This is a genomic window from Bacillus sp. AFS015802, assembly GCF_002561455.1.
GTDB lineage: Bacteria > Bacillota > Bacilli > Bacillales > Bacillaceae_B > Rossellomorea.
In genome coordinates, this window is sequence record NZ_NTUP01000014.1 from 26,477 (window position 1) to 50,392 (window position 23,916).

Here is a 23,916-nt window from a genome sequence, read left to right on the forward strand (position 1 = left end):
ATTTCCAACAGTATATCATCTATTTCGACGGAATTTTCTTATTTTATTGTATTTTTTTGTTGAATCGACCGATTTCTTCAGCGGCTTGTCTCCAGTTGTGTGGTCAGCAGAATGGCTTTGGTCAGCTGTTCTTTTTCCACATAGTGCTTAAAAAGCACCTTTCCATACCGTTCGATCAACAAGACATTCTTCTTTTCTAAAAAGTAAGGAAGAGCTTCCTGTTCAAGATACGTAATGTATTCATCGCAGCTGTTGTTCATTCGACGGGAAAAGAGTTGGAACAGCTTATGGAATAAGGTGCTTTTCAAGCTTTTACTCATGTGGAGTCCGTGTTGGATGTGCTTCTCGAGTTGCTTGTCGTTACAGAGCTTTCCTTCTATGCATGCATCTGTGTAATTGCATAATCTACTCAGGTACGTGACGGAGCCTTTTTCCGCGAGGGTGAGAGCCTCTTTGAAGCATTTCCTGGCACGTGCATATTCTTCACGATTGTAATATTCATATCCTAAGTTGTTTAACAGCATCCCTTTTTGTTCAAGGAATCCAAGTGAATCACAATCCTGGAACAGATTCTGGTACCTTTCCGTCAAGTCATGAAAATCATGATCCGTTTCACAGCTCAGCTGCAGCAGCATCAGGGACTCTGCCTTAATCGCTCCCAGATAATTATTCGTCTGTTTAAAATAACCCAGTGCTTTATCTGCATAGTAATACGACATCACCTTATTCCCGATGCACTGATAGGCGATGGATAGATGATAATAGCATTCCAAGTTATGATAGGCACCCATGTCGATTTTCTTTAATACCTGGACCGCTTTTTGCTGATTCTCATCGTTATTTCGATTGATATACATAATTCCTTGAACGTGATAAAGTAAATTGGTTTCAAACGCTGTCAGATTCCCGGGTTGGATGGATTCGAGAATGCGGCAAGCTGCGTCTGTCTTTTGATGTAAGATGAAGTACCTCGCCTTAAGGAGAAGAAAGTGGACGCCATACTTTGAGGATTTAAGAAATGCCGAGCGTTCAAGTTCTGATTTGATTTTTTCCACAAGATTCATTCTTCTCATGATGATACTGTTATGCCAAAGCTGCAGCTGCTTTTCTAGGTGTTGGAAAGAGTCGATTTCATGTTGGATATCAATACCCAGCCGTTCAGAAAACAGAGAGATGATGTCGTCCGAATATGCCGTTTTACCCCGTTCAATCTTACTCACATGTGTCGTTGTACATATTCCCTCCCCCAGTTGATACTGAGTAAGACCTGCTTTCTCCCTATAAAAACGAATGATTTCCCCCGTGTGCATGAATAACCCCTCCTGTTTGATATAACCCTGAAGAGTAGTATTTGGTGAGGATCGGGGATTTTCCTGCTTTGGGAGAGGGGATGAAAAATAAATGAGAGGGAGGGCATGGATTTTTGGTGGTTATTGGATGGGGAGGAGGTTTTTCGACAAGCTGGCATGATTATTTGAAAAACGGCATAAATATCCTGGATCTTGGGATGATTATCGGAAAAGTCGCATGAAAATCTGATCTGAAGCATGATCCCCTCAAAAGCGGCATGATTCCTGAAAAAGGAGTGAAAAGGTTTTGGGGAATTCATTTGAATAGAAGATTACCCTTCTCGAACCGATATAACAGTCTGAAAAATATAAAAAACCTCCCCGAATCCCCCGGAAAGGTCACTCCAATCTATCAATATCCTCAATGATCTCCTCATAAGGAGGATTCGACACGCCTTCATATTGCTTCAATAACACGCCATTCTCACTCACCAGGTAAAAGGAGGTCCCGTGCACAAACTGATTCGAACCTTCCACTTTGGCAGCGGGTGTTTTAAAGGACACATTGGCGAAGGATTCAATGTCATCCCGGGAATATCCCGTCAGGAAGCTCCAGTTCCTATCATGGAATTCATACCGGCTGCTGTATTCCCTAAGCACATCAGGTGTATCATGCTCCGGATCGACGCTGATGGAAACCAGCTGGACCTCCTCTTCCAATCCGGCTTCAGCAATCTTCTTCTGGAGCTTCGACATATTCGCCGTCATCGGCAGGCAGACCGTATCACAATTCGTAAAAATAAAATCGGCTACCAGAATCTTTCCATTATTGAGATCGGCCAGTGACACCTTCTCCCCATTCTGATCAACAGCGGCCAAGTCCCCGACCTCCACCTTCATCGGAAACGACTCCTCCACATCCTGACCCCCGCATCCAGTTAACAGCAGCAGAGACAAAGCAATTGCTGACAAGATACACTTCACGCCCACTTTGCTACCCCCTTCTATAATAGAGGTCCGTCCCTCAACATGAGGGACGGACCTTGCATCATTAGTCGATGAATTGTTTGTCGATCAGGTCGGTGAATTCTGGTTTTTCCTTTAGGAATTTCAGTTCGTAGGAGGAGTCGGCGAATGCCTGGACGGCGTCTGAATCCACTTTATAGGTGAATCCGATTCGTTCCCATGCCTGGTCGACGACTTCCTTGCTCAGTTCCTGACCGGTTACTTCTTTCACGTCTTTGATCGTAATTTCTTTCGCTTCTTCAGGGTTTTCCTCAATGAACGAAGTAGCTTCTTTATGGGCGTCTACGATTTTTTGGATCGTGTCCGGGTTTTCTTTTACCGATTTACCTGACGCTACGAGTACAGAAGCAGGAAGAGTTTCCCCGAAGGATATTTCATCATGGTCGATGATGATGTTCGCGCCGGTTTCCTGCTGGATCACGGCCGCCCACGGTTCCGGTGCAACGGCAATGTCGACTTTACCGGACTTCAGCATGTTCGCATACTGGGCAGGGTTTCCTGTCACGTGCTTCATCGTGCCCCCGATCCGCTGGGACTCGATCCCGTGCTCGCCGAGGAACGTTTCCACCTGGACATCATGGGTACAACCTACAGCTGGAGTGATGAAAGATTTCCCGGCAAAATCGTCCACGGATTTCACGCCGCTTTCTTTACTGGCAAGGACCACGGTCCCGCCTGTCGATCCGCCACCAATGATTTTTACATCAGCACCAGTCATATAGTTGTTCATGGCAGGTCCCGGTCCGACCAGACCTGCATCAATTTCACCTGTTTTTAAAGCTGTCATGAACGATGAACCATCAGGGAACGTTTTATATTCAATCTTCGTTCCGTCACCAAGCTCTTTTTCATAAAATCCTTTGTCTTTCGCAACCATTGCCGGGACGTGGTTAATATTCGGGAAGTAGCCGATGACGACTTTCTTGCTGACGTCGCCACCCGAGCTCTTTTCTGTCCCGCAGCCGGCGAGGAGCCCAAGGAATGTGAAGAAAATCGTGAGTAGTAAAAATGTTTTTTTCATTATTTATCCTCCTAAGTGCGGGTGAATCCGCAAATTTGTTTACGATTCTAATCCCCAGCGTTTGATCACGGATTTCTCGATGCGCTGGAATAGTAACTGATCGACGATGGCCCCGATGACGCCGATGATGATCATGACGGCAATCACAAGGCTCATGTCACCGAAATCTGATGCGTAGCGGAGCGTGTATCCAAGTCCCGGTCCCGTACTCAACAGTTCCCCTGCCATCAATGCCCGCCAGGCGAACGCCCAGGCAAGGCGGGAGCCCGTCACCACATAGGGGATCGATGCCGGGAAGATGACCCGGATGAATAAGTCCAATCCTCTTGACCCCATCGTCTGGGCCGCTTTCAAGTAGAGGGGCGAGACGTTTTTGATCCCCATCCGGATGTTGAGGGCCATGACGAATGTTCCCCCGAGGATGACCACGAAAATGACGGCTTTTTCATTGAGGCCGAACCACATGATGGCCAGTGGCAGCCAGACGATGCTCGGTACACTCTGGAAAGCGAGCAGTAATGATCCAAGTGTATCGTCGGCCGTTTTTGATTTGGCGAGAAGAACGCCGATGCTGGTTCCGATAATCAATGAAATCCCTAAGCCGATGAATAAACGTTTGAAGCTTGCCATAAGGTCTATGATCAAGGTTTGATCGGCAATTCCTGTAAACAAGGCATCGAAAACGGAAGTGGGGGATGGGAGGACCACTTCTGTCCATAATCCGAACCGCGACCCCGATTCCCAAAGGCCGATGATCACTGCGAAGAAGATGATACGTTTAAGAGCTGTGTTCATAGGCCAATTCCTCACTTATCACTTTGTCGATTTCCTTCTTCAAGAAGCTCATGATATGTTCTTCGATTTTCACCATTTCCTCTTTATGGGCATCCCGGGGACGGGGGATATCCACCTTGATATCCGCCAGAATCGTGCCGGGGCGAGTCCCCATGACGATGATCCGGTCTGAGAGCTTGATAGACTCAGAGATGCTGTGGGTGACGAACATCACGGTCTTTTTCGTCTCCATCCAGATCGTTTCAAGCTGGTGGTGAAGACGGGAGCGGGTCTGTTCATCCAAAGCGCCGAATGGTTCATCCATGAGAAGGATCTCAGGATTCATGGAGAGCGCCCGGGCGATCGCCACCCGCTGCTGCATCCCCCCTGACAGCTCATGAGGGTAATGGTCCTGATAGTTTCCGAGCTGGACCATATGTAAGTACTTGGCGGCCTGACTCCTCGCTTCATTCTTGGCCATTTCTTTTTTCAGGGGGAACGTCACGTTATCCCGGACGTTCAGCCATGGAAAGAGTGCCGCCTGCTGAAAGACCATGCCACGATCTTTTCCAGGCTTTTTGATCGGATTTCCATCTACACGAACTTCACCGGATGTCGAACCGGTCAATCCAGCCACGATCGAAAGCAGAGTGGATTTTCCGCATCCCGATGGACCGAGGATGGACACGAATTCTCCCTTATCAATCTCGAGATTAATATCTTTTAAGACATCAGTTGGCTTCCCGGTCTTATCCAGGTATTGCTTATTTAGAGAGTGGATCTCTATAAACATATAATCATCCTTATCTTATAAATCATATTAGTTTAGTCGGAATATAAATAATACAATTATAGTATATTGGGGGAGGTTGTCAAGGTTTCCTTTATTTTGGAATAAGATTAAAAAAAGAAGGCTTGTCAACCTAATTATTGAATTTGTAAATAAAATGAAAAAATATCCAAATAAATAAAATATTTAAGTGTTCAGAATCGTCTAATGTATATAAAGGAAAAACGGGGGGAATGGGATGTCTGACAATAGGTTGGTTGCAGATTGGTTTCATCATTACAGTGATTCCATCTATACGTTTCTCGTCTATCGCATGGGGTCAGTAGATGTGGAGGATCTTGTTCAGGAAGTGTTCATTCGGGCGCTTAACTCACTGGAAACATTTGAAGGGAAAGCGAATCCGAAAACCTGGTTATATTCCATTGCAAGAAATCTGGCACTGGATGAACTAAGGAAAAAGAAAAGGAGCAAATGGTCCATTACTTCATTTTCGCCCATTAACCATGAAGGAGCCTCATTCGAAACCCCTGAATCTCTTTACTTTCTTAATGAAGGAAGCCGCGAGCTTCTGGCACGTATACGAAAACTAAAATCGAATTACCGTGATGTATTGATTTTAAAAGGGGTAAATGGCTTTGACGTAAAGGAAACAGCCTTGATTCTTGGATGGACGGAGAATAAAGTCCGGATCACGTATCACAGGGCGTGTAAAAAGCTGCAATCTATAACAGGAGGATATCAGAATGAAGAAAAATAACGAAGAAAATCTGAAACAAGAACTGCCACAGCTACAATTGAACGAATCAGCAAAAGAACGGATTCATACAACCCTTCTCAATCATCAGCCTTCCCCACCTTCTAAGAAGCGTTCTTGGAAAGGGAGTAAATGGGGTAGTCTTGTTGCAGCGGCACTTGGTATATTCATATTTTCATTGCTTACCGTTTATATCATTTCAGAAACAGAGAAAGAGCGGGAACAAGAACGATATGTTCAGGCAGAAGAGGAAATCCAGGCGGTTTATGAAGAGATGGAAGGGAACCTGCAGAGTACAGAAGAAGGCCAAATGCTGAATCCGATAGAAGAGTCCAAGGTGAATTTGGCTCAATCGTCATTGAAAAAGGTGGAAGCATCCCCAGATAAAGAAGAGTTAACCTCCTTGATGAGGGAAATCGAAATATATAATCAAGCCGTGCCACAGGTCAATGAGCTCCAAACCCAAATCAATGATGTGAACAAAACTCTATCACAAAGTGTTTTTGATAAAGACTTAGGAGAGAAAATATCTTCATTGAAAAAAGAGGTGACAAATAAATTAAAAAAGTTAGGTCAACTCGGAAATCCTTCTCTTAAAGCATTTCTAAGTAAACATTATACCGCTCAAATGGATACCCTTGAGAAAGAATTTGAGACCTATACAGCTCTCCAAGAGGATGTTCAAGATCTTAAAAAAATGGCAGTGGAACAATCGGTGGATGCTCAAGAATTTGAACAAAAGTCAGAAGAAGTAATGAGCCAGGTTAACCGTCTGGAAAACAAAAAAATGGCTGCCAGGATCGAAAAAGAAATCAACACGGCGAAAGCCGAGTTTCAGGAGCTTATGGCAAAGGCGAAGTCAGAGGCAGAGGAAAAAGCAAAAGCAGAAGCTGAAGAGAATAAGCGTATGGAAGAAGAGAGAGTAGCCCAAAAACGCAGGAAAGAACAAGCTTCGAAATCAAAAGAAGTGAACGCCAGCGGTCCAGTGTCTAAAGAAAAAGAAGAAAGCTTAGATGAGAGCAGTCCGGAAGATGAGCTGTACCCGATGGAATTTACGATGACAGGTCCTAACGGCCATACGTTTAAACTAAGTCGTGATTTCAGTATCTATAAAATCGGAAAAGAATATGATGATATTGCGAGAAGATATGGAGCGCGTTTTTATTATACTCCAAACTCGGATGTGTCAAATGTCATCATTGGAAGGAAAATCATCGCCACCGTTTCTCTTGTATCAGCAGCCAAAATTGAGTACAAAGACCTCTTTATAGACCTGATGACCTTTCGATCCAAGCATTACACAAGGGAACAATTTGCTGCCTTGGTCGACACTGTCATTCAGAGCGGGGAACCTTATAAAGTCGAGGAAGGGAACTCGGGGGAATTATTAAAGCTGGAAAATGGAACATTTATTTATCACAGTTGGTAGAGTCAGGCTAAAGAGGCATCCTGTTTTCCGGGAATGCCTCTTTATTGCTACTTGGGGATAGCGTGACCTGACAACAATCTCAAAGCCGCCAATGTGCGGTTTTTATCATGGTGAAATTTCCGTGCTACATAAAAAATTAGTCGTTTTTAACCACACCAAAGAGGGTAACCCTATACTAAATACCAAAATTTTCTTTAAACCAAATAGGAGGGACCCATATTGATCAGCCAAACAAGAGACATTGTACAGAAATCATTGAATGCGCTACTGGAAGATCATTCTTTTTTACCTGATGTGAAAGGAGAGACAAGAAAGAAAGCGTTTACGTCGCTGACTTCCATCCTGTCGACGCCGAATCATGTACATAAGTCGTATTTGAGGATTCCACTCGGAGATGAGAAGGTCGTCCGGATTCCTGCGTTTCGAGTGCAGCACAATAATGCACTTGGTCCATATAAGGGAGGGATCCGTTTCCATGAGTCGGTGAATGAGGAAGAGGTTGTGAACCTGGCTTCATTGATGACCTTGAAGAATGCCCTTCATGACGTACCGTTTGGAGGGGGCAAAGGCGGGATCATCCTGAATCCCCGTGAGTATTCCGAGAAGGATCTTCACCTGATCGCCAGGAAATATGTGCAGTATTTCAGTGATATCCTCGGACCTGATAAGGATATTCCGGCTCCCGATATGGGGTCGGGTGAACGGGAAATGGACTGGATGATGGCAGAGTACAAAAGCATTCGTCCCGGGATGCCATACCGAGGGAGCTTTACAGGGAAAAGCATCGTGAACGGAGGTTCACTGGGGCGAAGGGAAGCAACCGGTAAAGGGGTGTTCTTTACATTCCGCTACCTGGTTCATAATTTTGTGAAGGAACAGAAGAGCCTGCTGACGAAGACGGATAATATTTTCGCCAAAACGGCCCTTGATTACGAGGACCGCCCACTCACGATTGCCGTCCAGGGCTTCGGGAACGTAGGTTCCGTGGCGGCACTTGAAGCTCATCAATCCACCCACTTACAAAATAAAGTGGTAGCCGTGAGTGACCGGAATGTGACGCTTTACAATTCAGATGGTCTGGATATCCCTTCTCTTGTGGAGTTCACAATGAAGAATAAGGGAGATCTGCCGACTGAAGAAGGACAGTTGAAAGAAATTGGCGTAAAGGCGGAGATACGGGAGCGTGATGAAGTCCTCTATCTCAACGTAGACGTGTTGATGCTGGCGGCCCTTGAGGATCAGGTGCATAAGGATAATGTAGGGAAAGTACAAGCACGAATCATCGTCGAAGGGGCCAATGCGCCGATCACCACCGAAGCGGATTCATACTTAAGCGAAAAAGGTGTCATCATCATACCCGATATCCTTGCCAATGCCGGCGGGGTGATCGTCTCCTACTTCGAATGGCTGCAGGGAAGGGAAACCCAGTTCTACACAGAGGAAGAAGTATTCAACCTCCTCTACGACAAAATGAAATCCACCCTGGACACCGTCCTGCCCCTGTTCTTCGGCGACCCATTCCCACTCCGCCAGAACTGCTACATCCACTCCGTCATGAAACTATCGACGGTATTATATCGACAGGGTAAACTATATTAACATTTGAGGGACGGACCTCAATTCCTAGGAGCTGGTACTAGGAGTCGAGGTCCGTCCCTCTTTTATTTCGAGAGCGGATTGGTTTGCCGTCCCAGGTTCTCAGGGATTGGGAGGCGCGGGCCTGGAGTCCGGGTTCAAGGAGGAGGGAGGTGAAGTTGTTGGTGGGGAGGGGTTTCAGGTTGTGTTTGGTGCAGAGTTTGTCTAGGTAGATCCTCATTTTTGTGTGGATGGCGGAGTTGCTGGAATGTCCGTATGCGTAAAGGACCGTGGCCATCGGGAGCTTCCGGACCTTGTACTTCTCACAGACGCGAAGAAAGAAATCCCAATCCCAATAGTTATTCATGGCAGGGTCCAGGTAACCAATCTGTTCATGTATCTCCCTGCGATAGATCGTACCGGATGGAATAAAGGTGGAGAATGTCCTCATGTCTTCTAATGAATAATCATAGGCGAAGAGTCTTCTGTTAACCGGGACACGACAGCCATTTTCCACTTTGAACTCAACCATTTCCGCATCGGTATGTATAAAATCCGCTCCCTCTTTTTCCATTACCTTCATCGATTCTTCCATATGCAGGGGGAGTAGCAGGTCATCGTCATCACATAGCAGGATATGTGAACCTGAAGCTGCCTGGATCCCCAGATTCCTCGCCATGACGTGATGTGGTTTCGGGTCCGGATTGATGACAGTAATGAATAATTCCGGATAAAGAGCACGCACAAACTCCACGCTTTCTCCACCATCATTGACGATGATGATCTCCATCGGTTGGAGCGTCTGCCGCAAAAGACTCTCTATCAGTTCACATAGATATAAGGGGCGGTTATAGGTTGGGATGACTACGCTGATTTGATGTTTGTGCATGTTTTTCTCCTTTCAATGTATAGGTATAATTGCCTGACCATGAAAGCTTATTCCCGTCAGAATCAATCTATGACACTATTTTTTATAAAGAGGTGTCCTTTCCCAGCCTATCTCCCTATATAAAGGGTGAAGGGAGGTGAGGCACATGGCAACAGCGGATCTGAAAACGACGAGAATACGCTTGGCTTACAACGATGGCCAGGACGAGAAGGGGAAACCGAAGTTTGCGTACAAATCGTACAGCTACATCAATGCCCTTGCATCAGCGGATGAAATGAACAGCGCGGCTTTGTCGATTGCAAGTCTTTCATCCAAGGTGCTTTTCAACGTCGAGAAGCTTCAAAGCTTTGACATCAACGAGTAACAGGTGATCAAGATCTAATCGGAAAGGAGGAGGTAGTATGGCAAAAGTGCTGGAATTGGAATTCAAAACGGAAGCGGGGAAGTCAGCGAAGCTTTCCATTAATGACCCGATCGAGCCGATTGACACAGTCGCCGTGAAAGCGGCGATGGACAATCTGATTGCGACCAATGTATTCGCAAGTTCGACGGGATCGTTTGTGAGTGTGGAAGGCGCACGCATAGTAGAGCGGAATGTGACGGATTATGATGTGATGTAGGTGAGTGGAAGCGTCCTCTTATATGGGGGCGCTTTTGTTTTTGGAAAAGGATTGCACACTTCGTTCACTTTTTCAGAAAATAGTAACCATTGGAATAACAATAAAGATAACGCTTACATAAAATTACCTGCAAAATCACCTATTGACTTCCCGTCCCATACCCAGTATTATCCTCTATAAGATTAAATATTTGAAAATTACATACATTCAATTATCCAGAGTGACCGAGGGATCAGGCCCTATGACGTCCGGCAACCTCCAGTATTGGAACGGTGCTAATTCCTGCAGAATGATTTCATTCTGAGAGATAAGTCGAGATAAACAGGCGATGCTTCTTTCAGTAGAAAGAGGCATTTTTTATTGGAGAAAAAGGGGTGTGCACATTGATCGAGATTCGGAATTTAGTCAAAACGTATAAAACGAAAAAGCAAACGGTGGTCGGTGTCGACAACGTCTCTGTCACCATTGGAAAGGGTGAGATATTCGGGATCGTCGGATACAGCGGGGCGGGGAAGAGTTCACTGATCCGCTGTCTGAATCTATTAGAAACTCCGACATCAGGGGAAATCATCATTGATGGTCAGGATTTCACGAAGCTCACACCCAAAAAGCTAAGACTCGCACGACAGAAAACGAGTATGATCTTTCAGCATTTTCACTTGATCCAATCCAAAACGGTGTTTGATAACCTCGCTTTTGCATTAAAAGCAGCGTACGTACCGAAGGCAAAGATCAAGCGGAGAGTCATCGAGCTCCTAGAGATGGTCGGTCTTTCTGATAAAGCAGACGCGTATCCTGCCCAGCTTAGTGGAGGCCAAAAGCAGAGAGTCGGGATAGCGAGAGCCCTAGCGAACAACCCGTCGGTCTTATTATGCGATGAAGCGACTTCTGCCCTCGATCCAAATACAACGAAATCCATCCTGAGACTTCTGAAAAAAATCAATCAGGAATTAGGATTGACGATCGTGCTCATCACCCATGAGATGGAAGTGGTAAAGGAAATTTGCGACCGGATGGCCGTAATGCAGGACGGGAAGATCGTAGAGGAAGGTCCGGTGTATGACTTGTTTGCCGAACCAAAGCAGCCTTTGACGAAGCAATTCATTGAGACAATTCTCCAATTCGACCTGCCACCGCATCTTGTGGAGTCAAGAAAAGGGAAACTCATCAAGATCCAATTCAAAGGATCGATCGCCGAGGAAAGCGTCGTATCAGAGGTGTTTCAACGGTACAAGGTAAAGGGGAATATCCTTCACGGCAAGATTGAATATATCCAGGACGTTCCACTTGGGATTTTCATCATGGAACTGATTGGCCACCCTGATGAAATAGAAGCCGCGATCCGTTATATTACGGCGAAGACACAAAGCCTGGAGGTGCTGGAGGATGCTGCCTGATTCATTGACTTCGATTTTGCCAGAATTGAATAAAGCCTTTTTCGAAACCGTGTATATGGTGGGGATTTCACTGGCGGTCGCGATTGTGGTGGGATTACCATTGGGGATTCTCCTTTTCGTCACAGACAAGGGATTGTTCCTGCAGAATAGTTTCATCAAAAAAGTGGTCGGATTCGTCGTGAACATGGTCCGCTCGGTGCCGTTCATTATTTTATTAGTAGCCCTTTTACCATTAACCAAACTATTAACGGGGACGACGATCGGACCGACGGCGGCATCGGTATCCCTCTCGGTAGCGGGGATTCCGTTTTTTGCGAGAATGGTAGAAACGTCGCTCAGGGAAATTGATAAAGGGGTCATCGAAGCGTCGGTTTCAGTGGGGGCCAGTCCATGGATGATCATTAAGGATGTGCTGTTGCCGGAAGCCCGGCCTGCCGTCATTCAGGCGATCACGATTACAACGATCAGTTTAGTGGCCTATTCCGCCATGGCCGGCATCGTCGGCGGGGGCGGAGTCGGGGATCTTGCGATTCGCTTCGGGTATTACCGATATGACAACACGGTGATGATCACCACCGTCGTCATCCTGATTTGTCTGGTCCAGCTCATCCAATATACGGGTGATATATTTGCACGATTAGTCGATAAACGATAACTACTATAGGGGGAACAACAAGTGAAAAAGTGGATTTTAGTAGCAGCATTAGCACTAACAGTGAGCCTACTGGCTGCCTGCGGCGGAGAAGAAGCAAGCTCAGAAGATAAAAAAGAAGTGACGATCGGGGCGACTTCCGGTCCATACAGTGATATGGTGACAAAAGCCATCAAGCCGGGTCTTGAAGAAAAAGGGTACACGGTGGAAGTGAAGGAATTCAGTGATTACATACAGCCGAACAACGCACTGGCACAGGGAGACTTGGATGCGAACCTTTTCCAGCATAAGATCTACATGGAAACCTTCGCGAAACAGCACAATATGGACTTATCCGAAGTGATTGTCGTACCAACGGCTCCGATGGGAATCTATTCACAGAAGTTCGATTCCATCGATGATATTAAAGAAGGCAGTGCCATCGCCATTCCGAACGACCCGACGAACGCGGCACGGGCATTCCAGATCTTAGAGGATGCCAAGCTGATCACGTTAAAGCCCGACACAGACCCATTGACGGTATCAGAAAAAGACATTGCTGAAAACGTGAAAAACCTGCAATTCAAACCGATCGAAGCGGCACAGCTTCCAAGAGCGGTGGACAGTGTGGATCTATCAGCAGTACCAGGAAACTACGCACTGGCAGCGGATATGGACCTTCTCGATGCCCTGCAACTGGAGGACATGCCTGACCAATACCGCAACCGAGTAGTAATGAACACAAAAGACGTTGACTCACAACTCGCCAAAGACATCAAAGCCGTCGTCGAAGCAGACCAATTCGAAAAAACCATCGACCAAGAATTCAAAGGCTTCGGCAAACCGGAGTGGATGGAGTAGAGGGACGGACCTCATATTTCGTACGAATTGAACATATAAACGTGATAGGGACGGGCTTCCGCATGAAAATGCGGAGGTCCGTCCCTCTTTTTACAGGCAGCACTTCTTATATTTCTTCCCGCTTCCACACGGGCACGGGTCGTTGCGTCCGATTTTGTCTCCTGTTTGAACGGGTTGAGGAACGAGGAGTGGTTGTTCATCCAATGAATGCTGTTCCACTTCTTCGATGAGACTCCTCCACTGTGAAAGCTTCGGGTGATTGATTTCGTTCATGACACAGTTGACGTAAAGGGATTCTTCCAGACAAAGCATGTTTTCATCATAGCCTTCTTCAATAAGTGCTTCGATTTTGGGAATGGCGTCAGTTGATAGCTGCTGACATAAGTAATCTGCAATCAGTGTTTTGGCGGTGGGATCATCCGTCTGATCAATTAATATCATTAACGCCTGTTCCGCTTCTTTGGTCTTGATTCTTCCGAGCACGTCAAGGGTATAGAAATAAGTATTTCCATACAATGCGACCTTTTCCACTTCTTGTACCACTTGCTCCGTCCCGATTTTCACCAGGGCATTGGCTACTTCCTCCAACAACAAATCTTCTGATTCCTCATTTTTAAAAAGGTTCACCAATTGTGGGATCACGCTCTCTTCACGGATTTCCCCAGCCATGTATACCGTGTATACGAGCTCGAAGCCGACTAGATCATCTTCCTTAATCTGTACTTCCCAGCTTTTAATTTCGCCTTTCTTTACCAGCTCGTGAACGATTCTTTTTCCTTGGTCGAAATACACTTGGTCATAATCATTCGTATCCAGGTAATGCATGATACCAGCAAGCTCCATGAATAATTCCTCATCTTTTAAATCAGGAAGCTTCGCAATCTTTTTCAGTTGCCCTTCATCTAGAAAAGGGTTGACTTCGTTACGGTACTTGATCAGCAATTCTGTTTCGGCATTCGCTATTAATTGAATGTAGAAGAGCACGTCGGCATCTTTTTTGCTCAGGCTCTTCAACCGATTGACTACCTCTTTCATGCCTTCCTCATTCAATGGCATGTACATCAAGTAAGGAAGTACGGGCGAAGAGTATTCCGAAACCCGTCCCCGGTCATGGGCTTTTAACCCGATTAAAAATGTATCTCCATCAACCAAATAGGAACCTTCCAACATTTCGATCGCATATCTTTGCACAAACGGATCCTCGCTCAAAAAATAAGGCTCGACCCTTTCAACAAAACGGTTCATCCAACCATCCTTTATCATAGTATTTCCTTCAGTGTAATGGGTGGAATGGGAAAAGGGAAGAGGGACGGACCTCGAAATCACGACAAAATAAGGTATAAAAGGTTAAAGGGACGGGCTTCCGCATGGAAATGCGGAGGTCCGTCCCTCTCGCATGTTTTTCTCATAAATTCCCATTGTGTTTCATAGTTATTTTCAGAAGGATGGCAGGACTTTTGTATGTGTGTGAGGCTATGCATGGGTCTGGTTTCCTTTGAGTTTGGGATTGCTGAGTGCAACGCTATTGAATACAAGGGAGGGTTTTTATGAGTGAGTTTCAGACAAAGATCGGCGGGGGATTGAATAAGCTTCAGGATTCCCTGCAGCAGGGAAAGCATAAGATTCAAATAGCCCAGGAAACGAGTCAGTTTCGCAAAAAGGTCCAGGTTCATGCCCAAACAAGGGCTAAGCTGATGATCGAGTTAGGGGAAGCGGCATATCGGAAAATCCGTTCAAATGAATTGGAGGACAGTGATCTGTTGAAGAATGCCGAGGATATTGCCAAGCATGATAAAGAGATGTTTAAAGCTCAGAGAATGATCAACGTATTAACTTCTCAAACTCAGGATTCTGAAAGCTGTACATGTGGTTCTCCCATCACCTCCGACATGAAATTTTGTGGGTCTTGCGGACAAAAGGTTGAAATTGCGGCCACACGCATGGAAGAAGAAAAGTTTTGTGGCTTTTGTGAGGAAAAGATTCCAATGAGTGCCCGCTACTGTACTTGTTGCGGAGTTCAACAAGAGAATTAGGAGGGACCGAATGTACTGTAAATCGTGCGGAGCAGAGCAGCTGGGAACATCGAATTATTGCCATGTTGATGGAACGAGACTACAGGAGTATACGAGCCGGTTCGTGTTAAGACCTTCATCCGTTTATTGTTCGGATTGCGGTTCTTCCTCGTCGACTGGAGAGAATTATTGCAAGGGCTGTGGGAATTCCCTATTGAAGTATAGTGAAGATAGTATGCCCGCCGGTGGGATGTCCGAGGAGAAAGCTGCTGCTTCCCTAACTCAAAGAAGAATCTCATTATCAGGTTTTCAATTTCAGTATATTAAACATGCTTTTTTACCCGTGTTGATTGCTTTTGCTATGTTGTTTACCATTTCATTTTTTCTGTCAAAAGATATTCAGGGGTTTTTTAATGACGTAACTCAAGAAGCGCTGAGTGACTCAGGTATCATTTGGGCCTTAGAGGATATCACCGCAGAAACGGGAGACGTCATGCCCGAGCTTGATAAGCTCTTCTCCGCAGGGGACGTCATGCTCATGACCCATCTGTTAAACCCCACAGTAAACGGAAGTTTTAATGGGAAGGTTTTTGATGGGGATCGATCTACTATGGAAAGCTCTGCTGAATTGTTCGGAGGGTTCCTGATTGTCCTTTGTATTCCTGTGCTATGCCTGATTATCGCAGGATATGTGATGAGTTCTATAAGAAAGAAAGAGTCCATATTGGAAAAGGTGTTTCAAGCTGCAGGTATCGCCATTGTTTATTCTCTTGTATTGGCACTCCTAACCTTATTCGTTGGCTTTTCGTATAAGCTGACGTCCAATAATGAATTATTTACAGGATCTTTAAATATTTCAATGGATTACTCATTTCTGGGAGCATTATGTGGGGGCTTTGCTTTAGCATTCCTTTTTAGTATGTTGGGGATTTTCATCCATTCCGGTGTCAGGAAAACAGCTAAGCAGTTCTCCGGGGAAATTCCATTCGGCACCTCCATCCTACATGGTATATCAGCTCCCATTAAAGGGATGGGGGCCATTTTCATCATCGTACTTATTTTTGTCAGCACGAAACTGACTCAAGTAAAAGAGTGGCTGGAGTTTGACTTCATCGATCTCCCGATTGGTGAACTGGCCGAAAAGACAGTTGCAATCGTTTCTCTATTATCATTGCAAATTAGCCAAGTCGTATTGAATTTGTCCCACTTAGCTCCTTTTACATTCATCTTTAAAGGCAGTGAAGGGGAGGGGATGAACGGTTCTTTAAGTACATTTGGCGGGGTGAATCAGGAACTTGAGAGTGAATTTGAACTGTTTTTAGCATTTTTGGACCAGGATACGATCGGGATGATTAGTTTAGTGGCGAAGCTATTTGTATTGGTGCCTGCCGGGCTATGTTTATGGGTTGGACATAGACTTGCTAAGCAATCCGGAAATCAATACATGACCATCGCGGTATTCAGTCTGGTTTATGCTTGTATTTTAGCAGGCATCAATATGGGGGTTGATCTTGGATTTGAAGCAGCAGTCGAGCAGAAATACGGTTCCCAACTAGAACGAAGTAACCAAAGTATGTTCATGGGCTTCTCAACGTTCGATCTCTTCATCCGAGGATTTCTGTTTTCTTACTTGTTCGCAATCGCCGGCACGTTTATCCGGAAACTAAGAAGGTAAAGGCAGGTGAAGCTATGGACTTCTGTACACAATGTGGATCACCAATCGATGAAAATAGAGCCTTTTGCATCCATTGCGGGGAACCCTACCCGGTTAAAGAAAAGGTGGAAGATATTGAAACCGAAAACGAATCCCCTGCCCGATCCAGGAAGATAAGGGTGGCGATCATCTGTGCTCTTTTCATGGGGGGAATACTGGTAGGGGCCCATCTTTTTATCGCCCATACATTCTCTCCTGAATCCTATATTGAGCAGGTGACCCGGGCCATTCAAGAAGGGGATGGGGAGGCATTATCCGGATTAGTGTCCGTATCAAATGAAAAAGTGGATATCGACAAGGAGACATTGAAGGATTTCTCCCTGTATATTTCTGAGAATAATCAGTTGATAGACCTCAGCAAACAACTGAATGCAGGCTGGAAGGAAACGCGTCGGACGAATCTTGCTTTTAAAATCAAGGATGAAAAGGGGAATGTTATTTTTACAATTGACAGAGGTGATAAGAAATGGGGGATTTACAAGCAGGCAAAGATAGAAATTGTTCCGTTTCAACAATCATTTGCGACCAATATCGGTAAAGGTGATGTAGAGGTTGAAGTAGAGGGTGAAAAGCTCCACTTATCAACAGGGGAAGAAGAGCCTGTCCTTATCATTCCAAGGAAACTTTCTGGAACAGCCTCCTTCAAGGGTAAGTATGGCAGTCAAACGGTACCGTATGAAACAAATCCCCTGAGTGGCAAGGCTAACAAAATTGTATCGGACATTCACTTCCAAGTAAGTGACGTTCGGATTGCGACCAATCACGAGGATGCGATTCTATATGTAAATGGAAAAAGTACAGGTAAGAGCATAAAAGAGATGAACTCAACCCTAAATGAAGTTCCCCAAGACGCTTCCTTAAGCTTTCATGCTGTTTACAAAGAATCTGGAGGGACGGACCTCATCAGTAACGTCGTTGCATTTAATGGGGAAGAAGAGATTTCGTTGGAATTTGAAGAAGAAAAAGAAGAGGAGCCTCGGCTAAGGCAGGAATTCCCAGTGTCTCAAACGGACGATTCCACCGGGCAATCTGAAGCGGGGAGACCACCAGCCGTGCTTGAACAAGAGGTCGATGAATTATTTTACACGTTAGAAAACTACTTTTACGCTTCAGTGGAAGCCATTAATACGGGTGATTTCACTTCTGTACAACGCTATACATTTACAGATAGTCCCGCCTACCTTGAACTGGTGGACTACGCTCAGTATCTTCAAGGGAAAAATATAAAGGAATCAGTAGTAGCTGTCGATTTAATCGAGATCGATCGACTTGACGGGGAAAATTATGAGGTGACCGCGAGTACGTCTTATGAAATCTATTATAATGACGGTACAACAGAAATAAAGGATTTCAGGGAAACCTTTCATTTGAAAAGAACAATGAAGCAGTTCGGTGTATATCAATTGATAGAAACGGTTGAACAGTAAGAAGGAGCAGGGAAACCGCCGTGTCTCTGTGCTTCTTTTTCTTATGAAGGTCCGTCCCTCAAAAAAGAAAGCCGCCAGCGACATCCCCGCTGGCGGCTTTTATCAAAATGGCTCCTGGATGGTTAAGGATTTATGTTCAGTGGAGTCGACGACATCCCAGTTTCCATTCTCGGTGTTGTATTCGCAGTAGTAGGTATAAAAATATTGCTTCGGTGTGGTGATGGCTGCGTCAGGATCTTGAGGGTCATTCCATCTGCTTGCGTATCTCTCTTCTACATTTATTGTGGCTTTGTAGAGTCCGCGAGCTTCTTTTAATGAAAAGGATTTTTTATCAAAAATCATATTTTCCAATCGTCCTCCATACGTAACGCTTCGTTTCTGGAGGTTCTTGACGGTATCGATATTCTCTTGAAGCAACACGCCTTTAACGTTTCGTAAGGCAGAGGAATTAAGATACGTAATCGATTCTATATAAGAGGTATTGTATGTGATGATATCATCACGGAGCTCTTCCAATACAGCGGTTGTGTCTAAAGGGAAATCAAGGGTAATCTCTTCAGAGGCATTTGCCGCTATGTCTCCGCTGTACACATCTCCCCACGGATAAGTAAACGTTCCGCTTATCGTGACCGGCTCATCTGAAGCAATCGGTCCAATCTTTAATGGAGTATCACCAATCTCCCCATACCGTTTTCCATTCAAAAACACTTCGGCTCCTTTGAAGCTTGAAGAAACCGTTACGTAATCCTCCTTGAATAAGATGGAAATAGGAATTGTGGTGGTTTGCCAAATAGTGACCGTTTCGGACGTTTCGGATTTTCCGTACTCACCATTTTTCACCGCTTTTACGGTATACGTTCCGGGGGGCACATCTTTTACCTTCTGAAGGTCCGTCCCTGAACCGGTGATTTTCTTTTCATTGAGGAAAATGTGTGCGTCTTTGTCTGCTTGTATGGTGAATGAGACAGGAATAAGGGAGATGGTGTATTGGTCGATGAGCAGCCACTTCTTTTGAGGTGATTTTGTAAGTTTGAACAGGTAGGGTTCGGTATTGGGGGCAACTTCTTGGCTTTTTATATTTTTAATGATGTTGGTGAGTGTTTCCGGTGATGCTTGAAGGTCGGTGATCAGTTTTTTCATAGATGACTCACTTACATACTTTCCGGTCTGGAGATTGATCACTTCATCTGAAAGAGCAGCGGCGTCTCCGTCTTTTAAAGCTTGTATAAAGGGTTCTGTTGCTATGGAAGGTGAAGAAGCTTTATGCACATAAAAGTAGAGCCATCCTCCTGACGCGAGGATTAATACGGCAAATATCCCTGCATAAATGGGCCATCGCTTGGTAGAGGCAGAACGTGATCTGTTGGTTTTGGGCTTATCTAATTGCCGTGAGGTACAACGTTGACATTCCACATGTGGCGATATTTCTTCTCCACAAATATGGCAAAGCCGGTTTTCTTCCCCGTTTTCCAATGGAACAAAAGTCGACAAGGGAGCAGGCTCACCGCAATTCACACAAAACGATTTATCATCAGCTATAGAGCTCCCACACTGAGTACAAAATTTCATCCCATTCCTCCTCATGAAAAAACGTTAACAGAAAAAGTACCCAACCAATCCCCATCTTTATTTTCTATATCTAATTAATACAAAAAATATAAGCAAATATGACTAAATGTTTTAAGCGGGGAAGAGGGACGGACATCCAAAATCACTCAAAATTTGTGGAGAACATTATAGGGACGGGCTTCCGTATGAAAATGCGGAGGTCCGTCCCTCATTATACTCATTATAAATATCTCTTATTAAGGTAAGGATGTGGAGGGAGGTGAAATTCAGATGAGGGTATTAGCGGTTTTGTTGTTTGGTGTATTGATCTTTATCCTGACGTGTACAAAGAGTGTCCAGGATTTTATATTTTATCGACAGCTATATTTTCAATGGAATCCTCATCCCGATTTTAGTAAGTTCTTAGATTTCAGCAGTTATCCTTTTGACTCTCCCACTTATGTATTTCAGAAAATGGGACATGGTATGTTCTTTTTTTTATTTTCTTTCCTCTTACGCAGGGTCACTTATACATTCAAATTTGTCTTCACGATTGGATGCTCCTTTGCTTTCGCAACCGAATTTGCACAATTGTTTTTTTCGAGGACCGGGTGCCTATTGGACGTATTGTATGACTCTGTGGGGGTATTGTCTTATTGTTCCATATTTTTAATTATTACTAAGGGGCAATACGCATATAAAGATTTTCATGATAAATAATCGCCATATGATAGTATTACGTATTATTGTATTTTAATCCCACTCCCCTTTCTTCAATTTTGCAGAAATGAAGGGTAAATAGAACCAGGAGAAAAGAACGATCTTTTCTAAAAGGACAAATTTACTCAATATTTACATTTGTTTTGACAATTCCTGTTGTAAAATGGAAAGTGTTGGCCATCAGGCCGGTAAACTATTCGTGAACAGGAGGAAGAGTTGTGAATCAAAAGAAAGTAACACGAAAGACTTTAAATATGTTCATTGTTTCAACCATGGCTTTAAGCCTTATAGCACCTTCCATGTCTCATCATGTATCTGCTGCTGACGAAGCTTTTCAGGATCTTTTTATTTCTGAATATATCGAAGGTTCAAGTTACAACAAAGCACTCGAACTATACAACGGAACAGGTGCAGATATCGATCTTTCAAACTACTCCTTGGAATTACATACAAATGGTGCGGAAACAGCAGGGAATAAACTTCAACTATCAGGGATTCTCAAGGCTGGAGAGGTATTCGTACTGGCTCATCCAAGTGCCGCTGCAGACATTAAATCAAAAGCGGATATGGAGAATGGATCGGTCATTAACTTTAACGGAAACGACCCTGTTACATTAAAGAAAAATGACACCGTCATCGATTCGATTGGACAAGTAGGTTCATCTGCCAATTTTGCTATAGACGTCACCCTTGTTCGTAAAGATGCAGTAGTGACAGGTGATGTTGATGTAACCGACAGCTTTGATTCCAAGGTTGACTGGAACTCATATTCTAAAGATACTTCTACTTATCTCGGATCTCACTTAACAGGAGACACACCTTCAGAGCCATCGCCAATCGAGCTCTCCACCATTGCCGAAGCCCGTACAGCTGCTAAAGGCACAACGGTAAAAGTACAAGGCATCGCAACAGCTTCCTTTGAAGCAGGTGGACAAACCAACCTGTTCGTTCAAGATGGAACGGCAGGCGTCATTATCCGTGGAAACGGCCTTACCGCACAACCAGGTGATGAAGTGACAGCCGAAGGAGTATTAAACGACTATTATGGCATGCAGCAAATTGAAACAACCGCTTCAAAGGTGGAAATCACTACGGAAGACAAAGGAATCCCTGCGCCAACATCACTTGTGTCTACAGACCTTTCAGCTGAAAATGGGGAAGAGCATGAAGGGACGCTTGTTGAATTTACCAATGTGACAGTGGAAGCGAAAGACAGCAACGGTAACTTCACCGCAACTGACAGTTCTGGAGAATTCGTTATCAAACCAAGCGATAGCTCCCTTCTGGAAATCGGAAAATCCTACGAAATCCTTCGCGGAGTTGTCGATTATAACTATGACGAATACAAATTGGTTCCACGTAATTCTACAGATGTCATTGAGAACGCCTTCTCTGTAACGGCAAATCCTGCGGGAGGCTCCGTGACTGAAGGAACAAAGGTTACTTTACAGACGGCAACGACAGATGGAACCATCCATTACACTACGGATGGAACGGCACCAACTGCTTCAAGCCCGGAATATACAGCGCCAATCGAACTGACATCCAATACGACCATTAAAGCAGTTGTCACAAAAGATGGCGAAACGAGTGAAGTAGCTGTTTTCACCTACAAAATTTTGAAATCGGCAGATGGGTTAAGCATTCATGATATTCAAGGTGATTCTCACACTTCCCCTTACGAAAGCATGAATGTATCCAATGTAGAAGGTATTGTTACAGCAAAAGCAGGCTCCAATGCGTTTTATATGCAGGAAGAGAATCCTGATGATGATATTGCCACTTCAGAAGGAATCTATATCTATGCAAAAGGAAATACCGTTAAAGTCGGAGACAAAGTGAATGTTTCCGGACAAGTGAAAGAGTGGAGAGAAGATGGTTACTCAGACGCCAAAGATCTTCTGACGACTCAAATCACAGCATCTGCAGTGACTACTGTATCTTCTGACAATCCGGTACCAGAGGCTGTTGTTATTGGTGAAGACCGCACACCGCCAACGGAAATCATCGAGGACGATGAAATGACGTCATTCGATCCGGAAACGGATGGTCTTGATTTCTATGAAAGCCTTGAAGGAATGCTGATCGAAATTCCAGACGCAACGATAACAGGTCCAGTCAAATATGATGAGCTGCCTGTCATTGTGAATACAAGTGAAGATCAGCTTCGCACAAGAGCAGGGGGAATCTTGATTACACCTGATGACTATAATCCTGAGCGCATGCTGATTGATGTCGATGGATTAAACATTAACGCGAAAACAGGTGATACCCTGGATGGCTCCATCATCGGAAACGTAAGCTATGATTATAGCAACTTCAAGATCCGCCCGGCTGGTGAGTTCCCATCGATCGTCGATGGTGGAACGGACCGACAAGTGACAACCATCAAGCCAAAGAAAAACGAATTGACGGTTGCTTCGTATAACATCGAGAATTTCTACTCTGGTACAGATCCGGATAAAGTAGGGAAAATCGCCGAGTCCATCGTATCAAATATGAAAAAACCGGATATCGTCGGTCTGATCGAAGTCCAGGACAATAACGGTCCGACAGATGATGGAACAACGGATGCAAGCGAATCGTTCCAGACGATCATTAAAGCCATCGAAGAAAAGGGTGGCCCAACATATAAATTTACAAACATTGATCCATTAGATAAGACAGACGGAGGGCAGCCTGGCGGGAATATCCGCGTCGGTTTCCTCTACAATCCTGAGCGTGTGGAATTAACGGACAAACAAGCGGGAGATGCTGTCACGGCAGTCGGAGTAACGAAGGATGGACTGACTCACAACCCTGGACGCATCGATCCGACAAATGAGGCATTCGAAGATTCACGGAAACCATTGGCGGCAGAATTCGAATTTAACGGGGAAAAGGTTGTCGTCGTCGCCAATCACTTAAATTCTAAAGGCGGAGACGGAGCACTGTTCGGTGCCGATCATCCAGTGGTTCTCGGCAGTGAGGCACAACGCATCAAACAGGCAACAGTCATAAATGATTTTGTGACCGAGTTAGAAAGTAAGATGAAGAATGCCAATGTCGTAGTTCTTGGGGACATGAACGACTTCGAATTCTCAGCGCCAATCAAAACGCTGGAAGGTGACGTCCTCACGGATATGATGAACAAATTGCCGGCAGCAGAACGTTACACATACAACTACCAGGGGAATGCACAAGTGCTCGATCATATCCTGGTTTCAAACAACTTAGCGAAAAAAGCTGATATCGATACGATTAACATCAACTCTGATTTCAGTGAAGAAGATGGTCGTGCAAGTGATCATGATCCAGTCCTTGCACAAATTAAAATCAAGAAGAGTCATGATGTGAAAGATAAGGTGTGGGATTTCTTGAGTCAGTATGAGAACTTTGTGGCTTGGTTCAAGAAATTATTGGAATGGAAACAATTATTACCTTAACATGTAAGGCTAAT

General features: G+C 44.7%; 21 protein-coding genes and 1 riboswitch. Of the genes, 13 read left to right on the plus strand and 8 right to left on the minus strand.

Features of this window, described 5'->3' with window-relative positions:
• Window positions 1–77: 77 nt before the first annotated feature.
• From CN378_RS10575 to CN378_RS10595, 5 genes are all read right to left on the minus strand, one after another.
• Window positions 78–1,310, minus strand: coding sequence for a helix-turn-helix domain-containing protein (locus tag CN378_RS10575; RefSeq protein WP_098351859.1), 1,233 nt, complete (start codon window positions 1,308–1,310; stop codon window positions 78–80).
• Between the two features lie 378 nt (window positions 1,311–1,688).
• Window positions 1,689–2,279, minus strand: a complete 591-nt coding sequence (locus CN378_RS10580; RefSeq protein WP_257141097.1) for an SCO family protein — start codon at window positions 2,277–2,279, stop codon at window positions 1,689–1,691.
• A gap of 61 nt (window positions 2,280–2,340) precedes the next feature.
• Complete coding sequence (locus CN378_RS10585) at window positions 2,341–3,336, minus strand: aliphatic sulfonate ABC transporter substrate-binding protein (RefSeq protein WP_098351860.1); 996 nt, start codon at window positions 3,334–3,336, stop codon at window positions 2,341–2,343.
• 39 nt (window positions 3,337–3,375) lie between these two features.
• Window positions 3,376–4,131 (minus strand): ABC transporter permease, encoded by a 756-nt coding sequence (locus tag CN378_RS10590; RefSeq protein WP_098351861.1) that lies wholly within the window; start codon window positions 4,129–4,131, stop codon window positions 3,376–3,378.
• Window positions 4,115–4,903 carry an ABC transporter ATP-binding protein gene (locus CN378_RS10595; RefSeq protein WP_098351862.1) on the minus strand — a complete coding sequence of 263 codons (789 nt, stop codon included), beginning with the start codon at window positions 4,901–4,903 and terminating at the stop codon, window positions 4,115–4,117. Before CN378_RS10595 ends, CN378_RS10590 begins: the two co-directional genes overlap by 17 nt.
• 235 nt (window positions 4,904–5,138) lie before the next feature.
• On the opposite strand from CN378_RS10595, the gene CN378_RS10600 reads away from it, so the two are divergent.
• From CN378_RS10600 to CN378_RS10610, 3 genes are all read left to right on the plus strand, one after another.
• Entirely contained in the window at window positions 5,139–5,657 is a 519-nt protein-coding gene (locus CN378_RS10600) for an RNA polymerase sigma factor (protein WP_098351863.1), read from the plus strand.
• Window positions 5,644–7,083: a coiled-coil domain-containing protein gene (locus tag CN378_RS10605; protein ID WP_098351864.1), complete on the plus strand. Its 1,440-nt coding sequence runs from the start codon at window positions 5,644–5,646 to the stop codon at window positions 7,081–7,083. The genes CN378_RS10600 and CN378_RS10605 overlap by 14 nt, the downstream gene beginning before the upstream one ends.
• A gap of 219 nt (window positions 7,084–7,302) precedes the next feature.
• Entirely contained in the window at window positions 7,303–8,682 is a 1,380-nt protein-coding gene (locus CN378_RS10610; RefSeq protein WP_098351865.1) for a Glu/Leu/Phe/Val family dehydrogenase, read from the plus strand.
• Between the two features lie 37 nt (window positions 8,683–8,719).
• On the opposite strand, the gene CN378_RS10615 is transcribed toward CN378_RS10610, so the two are convergent.
• A complete protein-coding gene (locus CN378_RS10615) occupies window positions 8,720–9,547 on the minus strand; it encodes a glycosyltransferase family 2 protein (protein ID WP_098351866.1) in 828 nt (275 codons plus the stop codon).
• A 145-nt stretch (window positions 9,548–9,692) separates the two neighbouring features.
• On the opposite strand from CN378_RS10615, the gene CN378_RS10620 reads away from it, so the two are divergent.
• The 5 genes from CN378_RS10620 (at window position 9,693) to CN378_RS10640 (ending at window position 13,056) form a co-directional block, all read left to right on the plus strand.
• The gene (locus CN378_RS10620; protein WP_098351867.1) at window positions 9,693–9,911 is read left to right on the plus strand and encodes a DUF1659 domain-containing protein; all 219 of its coding nucleotides are present in this window, start codon (window positions 9,693–9,695) and stop codon (window positions 9,909–9,911) included.
• A 37-nt stretch (window positions 9,912–9,948) separates the two neighbouring features.
• Complete coding sequence (locus CN378_RS10625) at window positions 9,949–10,167, plus strand: DUF2922 domain-containing protein (RefSeq protein WP_098351868.1); 219 nt, start codon at window positions 9,949–9,951, stop codon at window positions 10,165–10,167.
• A gap of 208 nt (window positions 10,168–10,375) precedes the next feature.
• Window positions 10,376–10,481, plus strand: a riboswitch (SAM riboswitch).
• A 69-nt stretch (window positions 10,482–10,550) separates the two neighbouring features.
• On the plus strand, window positions 10,551–11,564 hold the full coding sequence (locus tag CN378_RS10630; protein ID WP_098351869.1) for a methionine ABC transporter ATP-binding protein: 1,014 nt from the start codon (window positions 10,551–10,553) through the stop codon (window positions 11,562–11,564).
• Window positions 11,554–12,219, plus strand: a complete 666-nt coding sequence (locus tag CN378_RS10635; RefSeq protein WP_098351870.1) for a methionine ABC transporter permease — start codon at window positions 11,554–11,556, stop codon at window positions 12,217–12,219. Before CN378_RS10630 ends, CN378_RS10635 begins: the two co-directional genes overlap by 11 nt.
• 21 nt (window positions 12,220–12,240) lie before the next feature.
• Window positions 12,241–13,056: a MetQ/NlpA family ABC transporter substrate-binding protein gene (locus tag CN378_RS10640; protein WP_098351871.1), complete on the plus strand. Its 816-nt coding sequence runs from the start codon at window positions 12,241–12,243 to the stop codon at window positions 13,054–13,056.
• Window positions 13,057–13,146: 90 nt separating this feature from the next.
• Here CN378_RS10640 and CN378_RS23075 read toward each other — a convergent pair whose 3' ends face one another.
• Window positions 13,147–14,301, minus strand: a complete 1,155-nt coding sequence (locus CN378_RS23075) for an SEC-C metal-binding domain-containing protein (RefSeq protein ID WP_306471858.1) — start codon at window positions 14,299–14,301, stop codon at window positions 13,147–13,149.
• 302 nt (window positions 14,302–14,603) lie between these two features.
• Here CN378_RS23075 and CN378_RS10650 point away from each other — a divergent pair, with 302 nt between their 5' ends.
• Genes CN378_RS10650 through CN378_RS10660 form a run of 3 tightly spaced genes read left to right on the plus strand, consistent with a single transcriptional unit; the run spans window position 14,604 to window position 18,209 of the window.
• A complete protein-coding gene (locus tag CN378_RS10650; RefSeq protein WP_098351873.1) occupies window positions 14,604–15,089 on the plus strand; it encodes a zinc ribbon domain-containing protein in 486 nt (161 codons plus the stop codon).
• A 10-nt stretch (window positions 15,090–15,099) separates the two neighbouring features.
• Window positions 15,100–16,743, plus strand: coding sequence for a zinc ribbon domain-containing protein (locus tag CN378_RS10655; RefSeq protein WP_098351874.1), 1,644 nt, complete (start codon window positions 15,100–15,102; stop codon window positions 16,741–16,743).
• Between the two features lie 14 nt (window positions 16,744–16,757).
• Complete coding sequence (locus tag CN378_RS10660; protein ID WP_098351875.1) at window positions 16,758–18,209, plus strand: TcaA NTF2-like domain-containing protein; 1,452 nt, start codon at window positions 16,758–16,760, stop codon at window positions 18,207–18,209.
• Between the two features lie 102 nt (window positions 18,210–18,311).
• On the opposite strand, the gene CN378_RS10665 is transcribed toward CN378_RS10660, so the two are convergent.
• On the minus strand, window positions 18,312–19,778 hold the full coding sequence (locus CN378_RS10665; protein ID WP_142323593.1) for a zinc ribbon domain-containing protein: 1,467 nt from the start codon (window positions 19,776–19,778) through the stop codon (window positions 18,312–18,314).
• A 270-nt stretch (window positions 19,779–20,048) separates the two neighbouring features.
• Between CN378_RS10665 and CN378_RS23130 the strand changes: the two genes are divergently transcribed.
• Entirely contained in the window at window positions 20,049–20,477 is a 429-nt protein-coding gene (locus CN378_RS23130; protein ID WP_098351877.1) for a VanZ family protein, read from the plus strand.
• A gap of 218 nt (window positions 20,478–20,695) precedes the next feature.
• The gene (locus CN378_RS10675) at window positions 20,696–23,902 is read left to right on the plus strand and encodes a chitobiase/beta-hexosaminidase C-terminal domain-containing protein (protein WP_257141098.1); all 3,207 of its coding nucleotides are present in this window, start codon (window positions 20,696–20,698) and stop codon (window positions 23,900–23,902) included.
• Window positions 23,903–23,916 lie beyond the last annotated feature (14 nt).

Coding starts and splice junctions, on each gene's coding strand:
- CN378_RS10575 (WP_098351859.1), bottom strand. CDS start 1,310: ATGCACACGGGGGAAATCATTCGTTTTTATAGGGAGAAAGCAGGTCTT.
- CN378_RS10585 (WP_098351860.1), bottom strand. CDS start 3,336: ATGAAAAAAACATTTTTACTACTCACGATTTTCTTCACATTCCTTGGG.
- CN378_RS10590 (WP_098351861.1), bottom strand. CDS start 4,131: ATGAACACAGCTCTTAAACGTATCATCTTCTTCGCAGTGATCATCGGC.
- CN378_RS10595 (WP_098351862.1), bottom strand. CDS start 4,903: ATGTTTATAGAGATCCACTCTCTAAATAAGCAATACCTGGATAAGACC.
- CN378_RS10600 (WP_098351863.1), top strand. CDS start 5,139: ATGTCTGACAATAGGTTGGTTGCAGATTGGTTTCATCATTACAGTGAT.
- CN378_RS10605 (WP_098351864.1), top strand. CDS start 5,644: ATGAAGAAAAATAACGAAGAAAATCTGAAACAAGAACTGCCACAGCTA.
- CN378_RS10615 (WP_098351866.1), bottom strand. CDS start 9,547: ATGCACAAACATCAAATCAGCGTAGTCATCCCAACCTATAACCGCCCC.
- CN378_RS10620 (WP_098351867.1), top strand. CDS start 9,693: ATGGCAACAGCGGATCTGAAAACGACGAGAATACGCTTGGCTTACAAC.
- CN378_RS10625 (WP_098351868.1), top strand. CDS start 9,949: ATGGCAAAAGTGCTGGAATTGGAATTCAAAACGGAAGCGGGGAAGTCA.
- CN378_RS10635 (WP_098351870.1), top strand. CDS start 11,554: ATGCTGCCTGATTCATTGACTTCGATTTTGCCAGAATTGAATAAAGCC.
- CN378_RS23075 (WP_306471858.1), bottom strand. CDS start 14,301: ATGAACCGTTTTGTTGAAAGGGTCGAGCCTTATTTTTTGAGCGAGGAT.
- CN378_RS10650 (WP_098351873.1), top strand. CDS start 14,604: ATGAGTGAGTTTCAGACAAAGATCGGCGGGGGATTGAATAAGCTTCAG.
- CN378_RS10655 (WP_098351874.1), top strand. CDS start 15,100: ATGTACTGTAAATCGTGCGGAGCAGAGCAGCTGGGAACATCGAATTAT.
- CN378_RS10660 (WP_098351875.1), top strand. CDS start 16,758: ATGGACTTCTGTACACAATGTGGATCACCAATCGATGAAAATAGAGCC.
- CN378_RS10665 (WP_142323593.1), bottom strand. CDS start 19,778: ATGAAATTTTGTACTCAGTGTGGGAGCTCTATAGCTGATGATAAATCG.
- CN378_RS23130 (WP_098351877.1), top strand. CDS start 20,049: ATGAGGGTATTAGCGGTTTTGTTGTTTGGTGTATTGATCTTTATCCTG.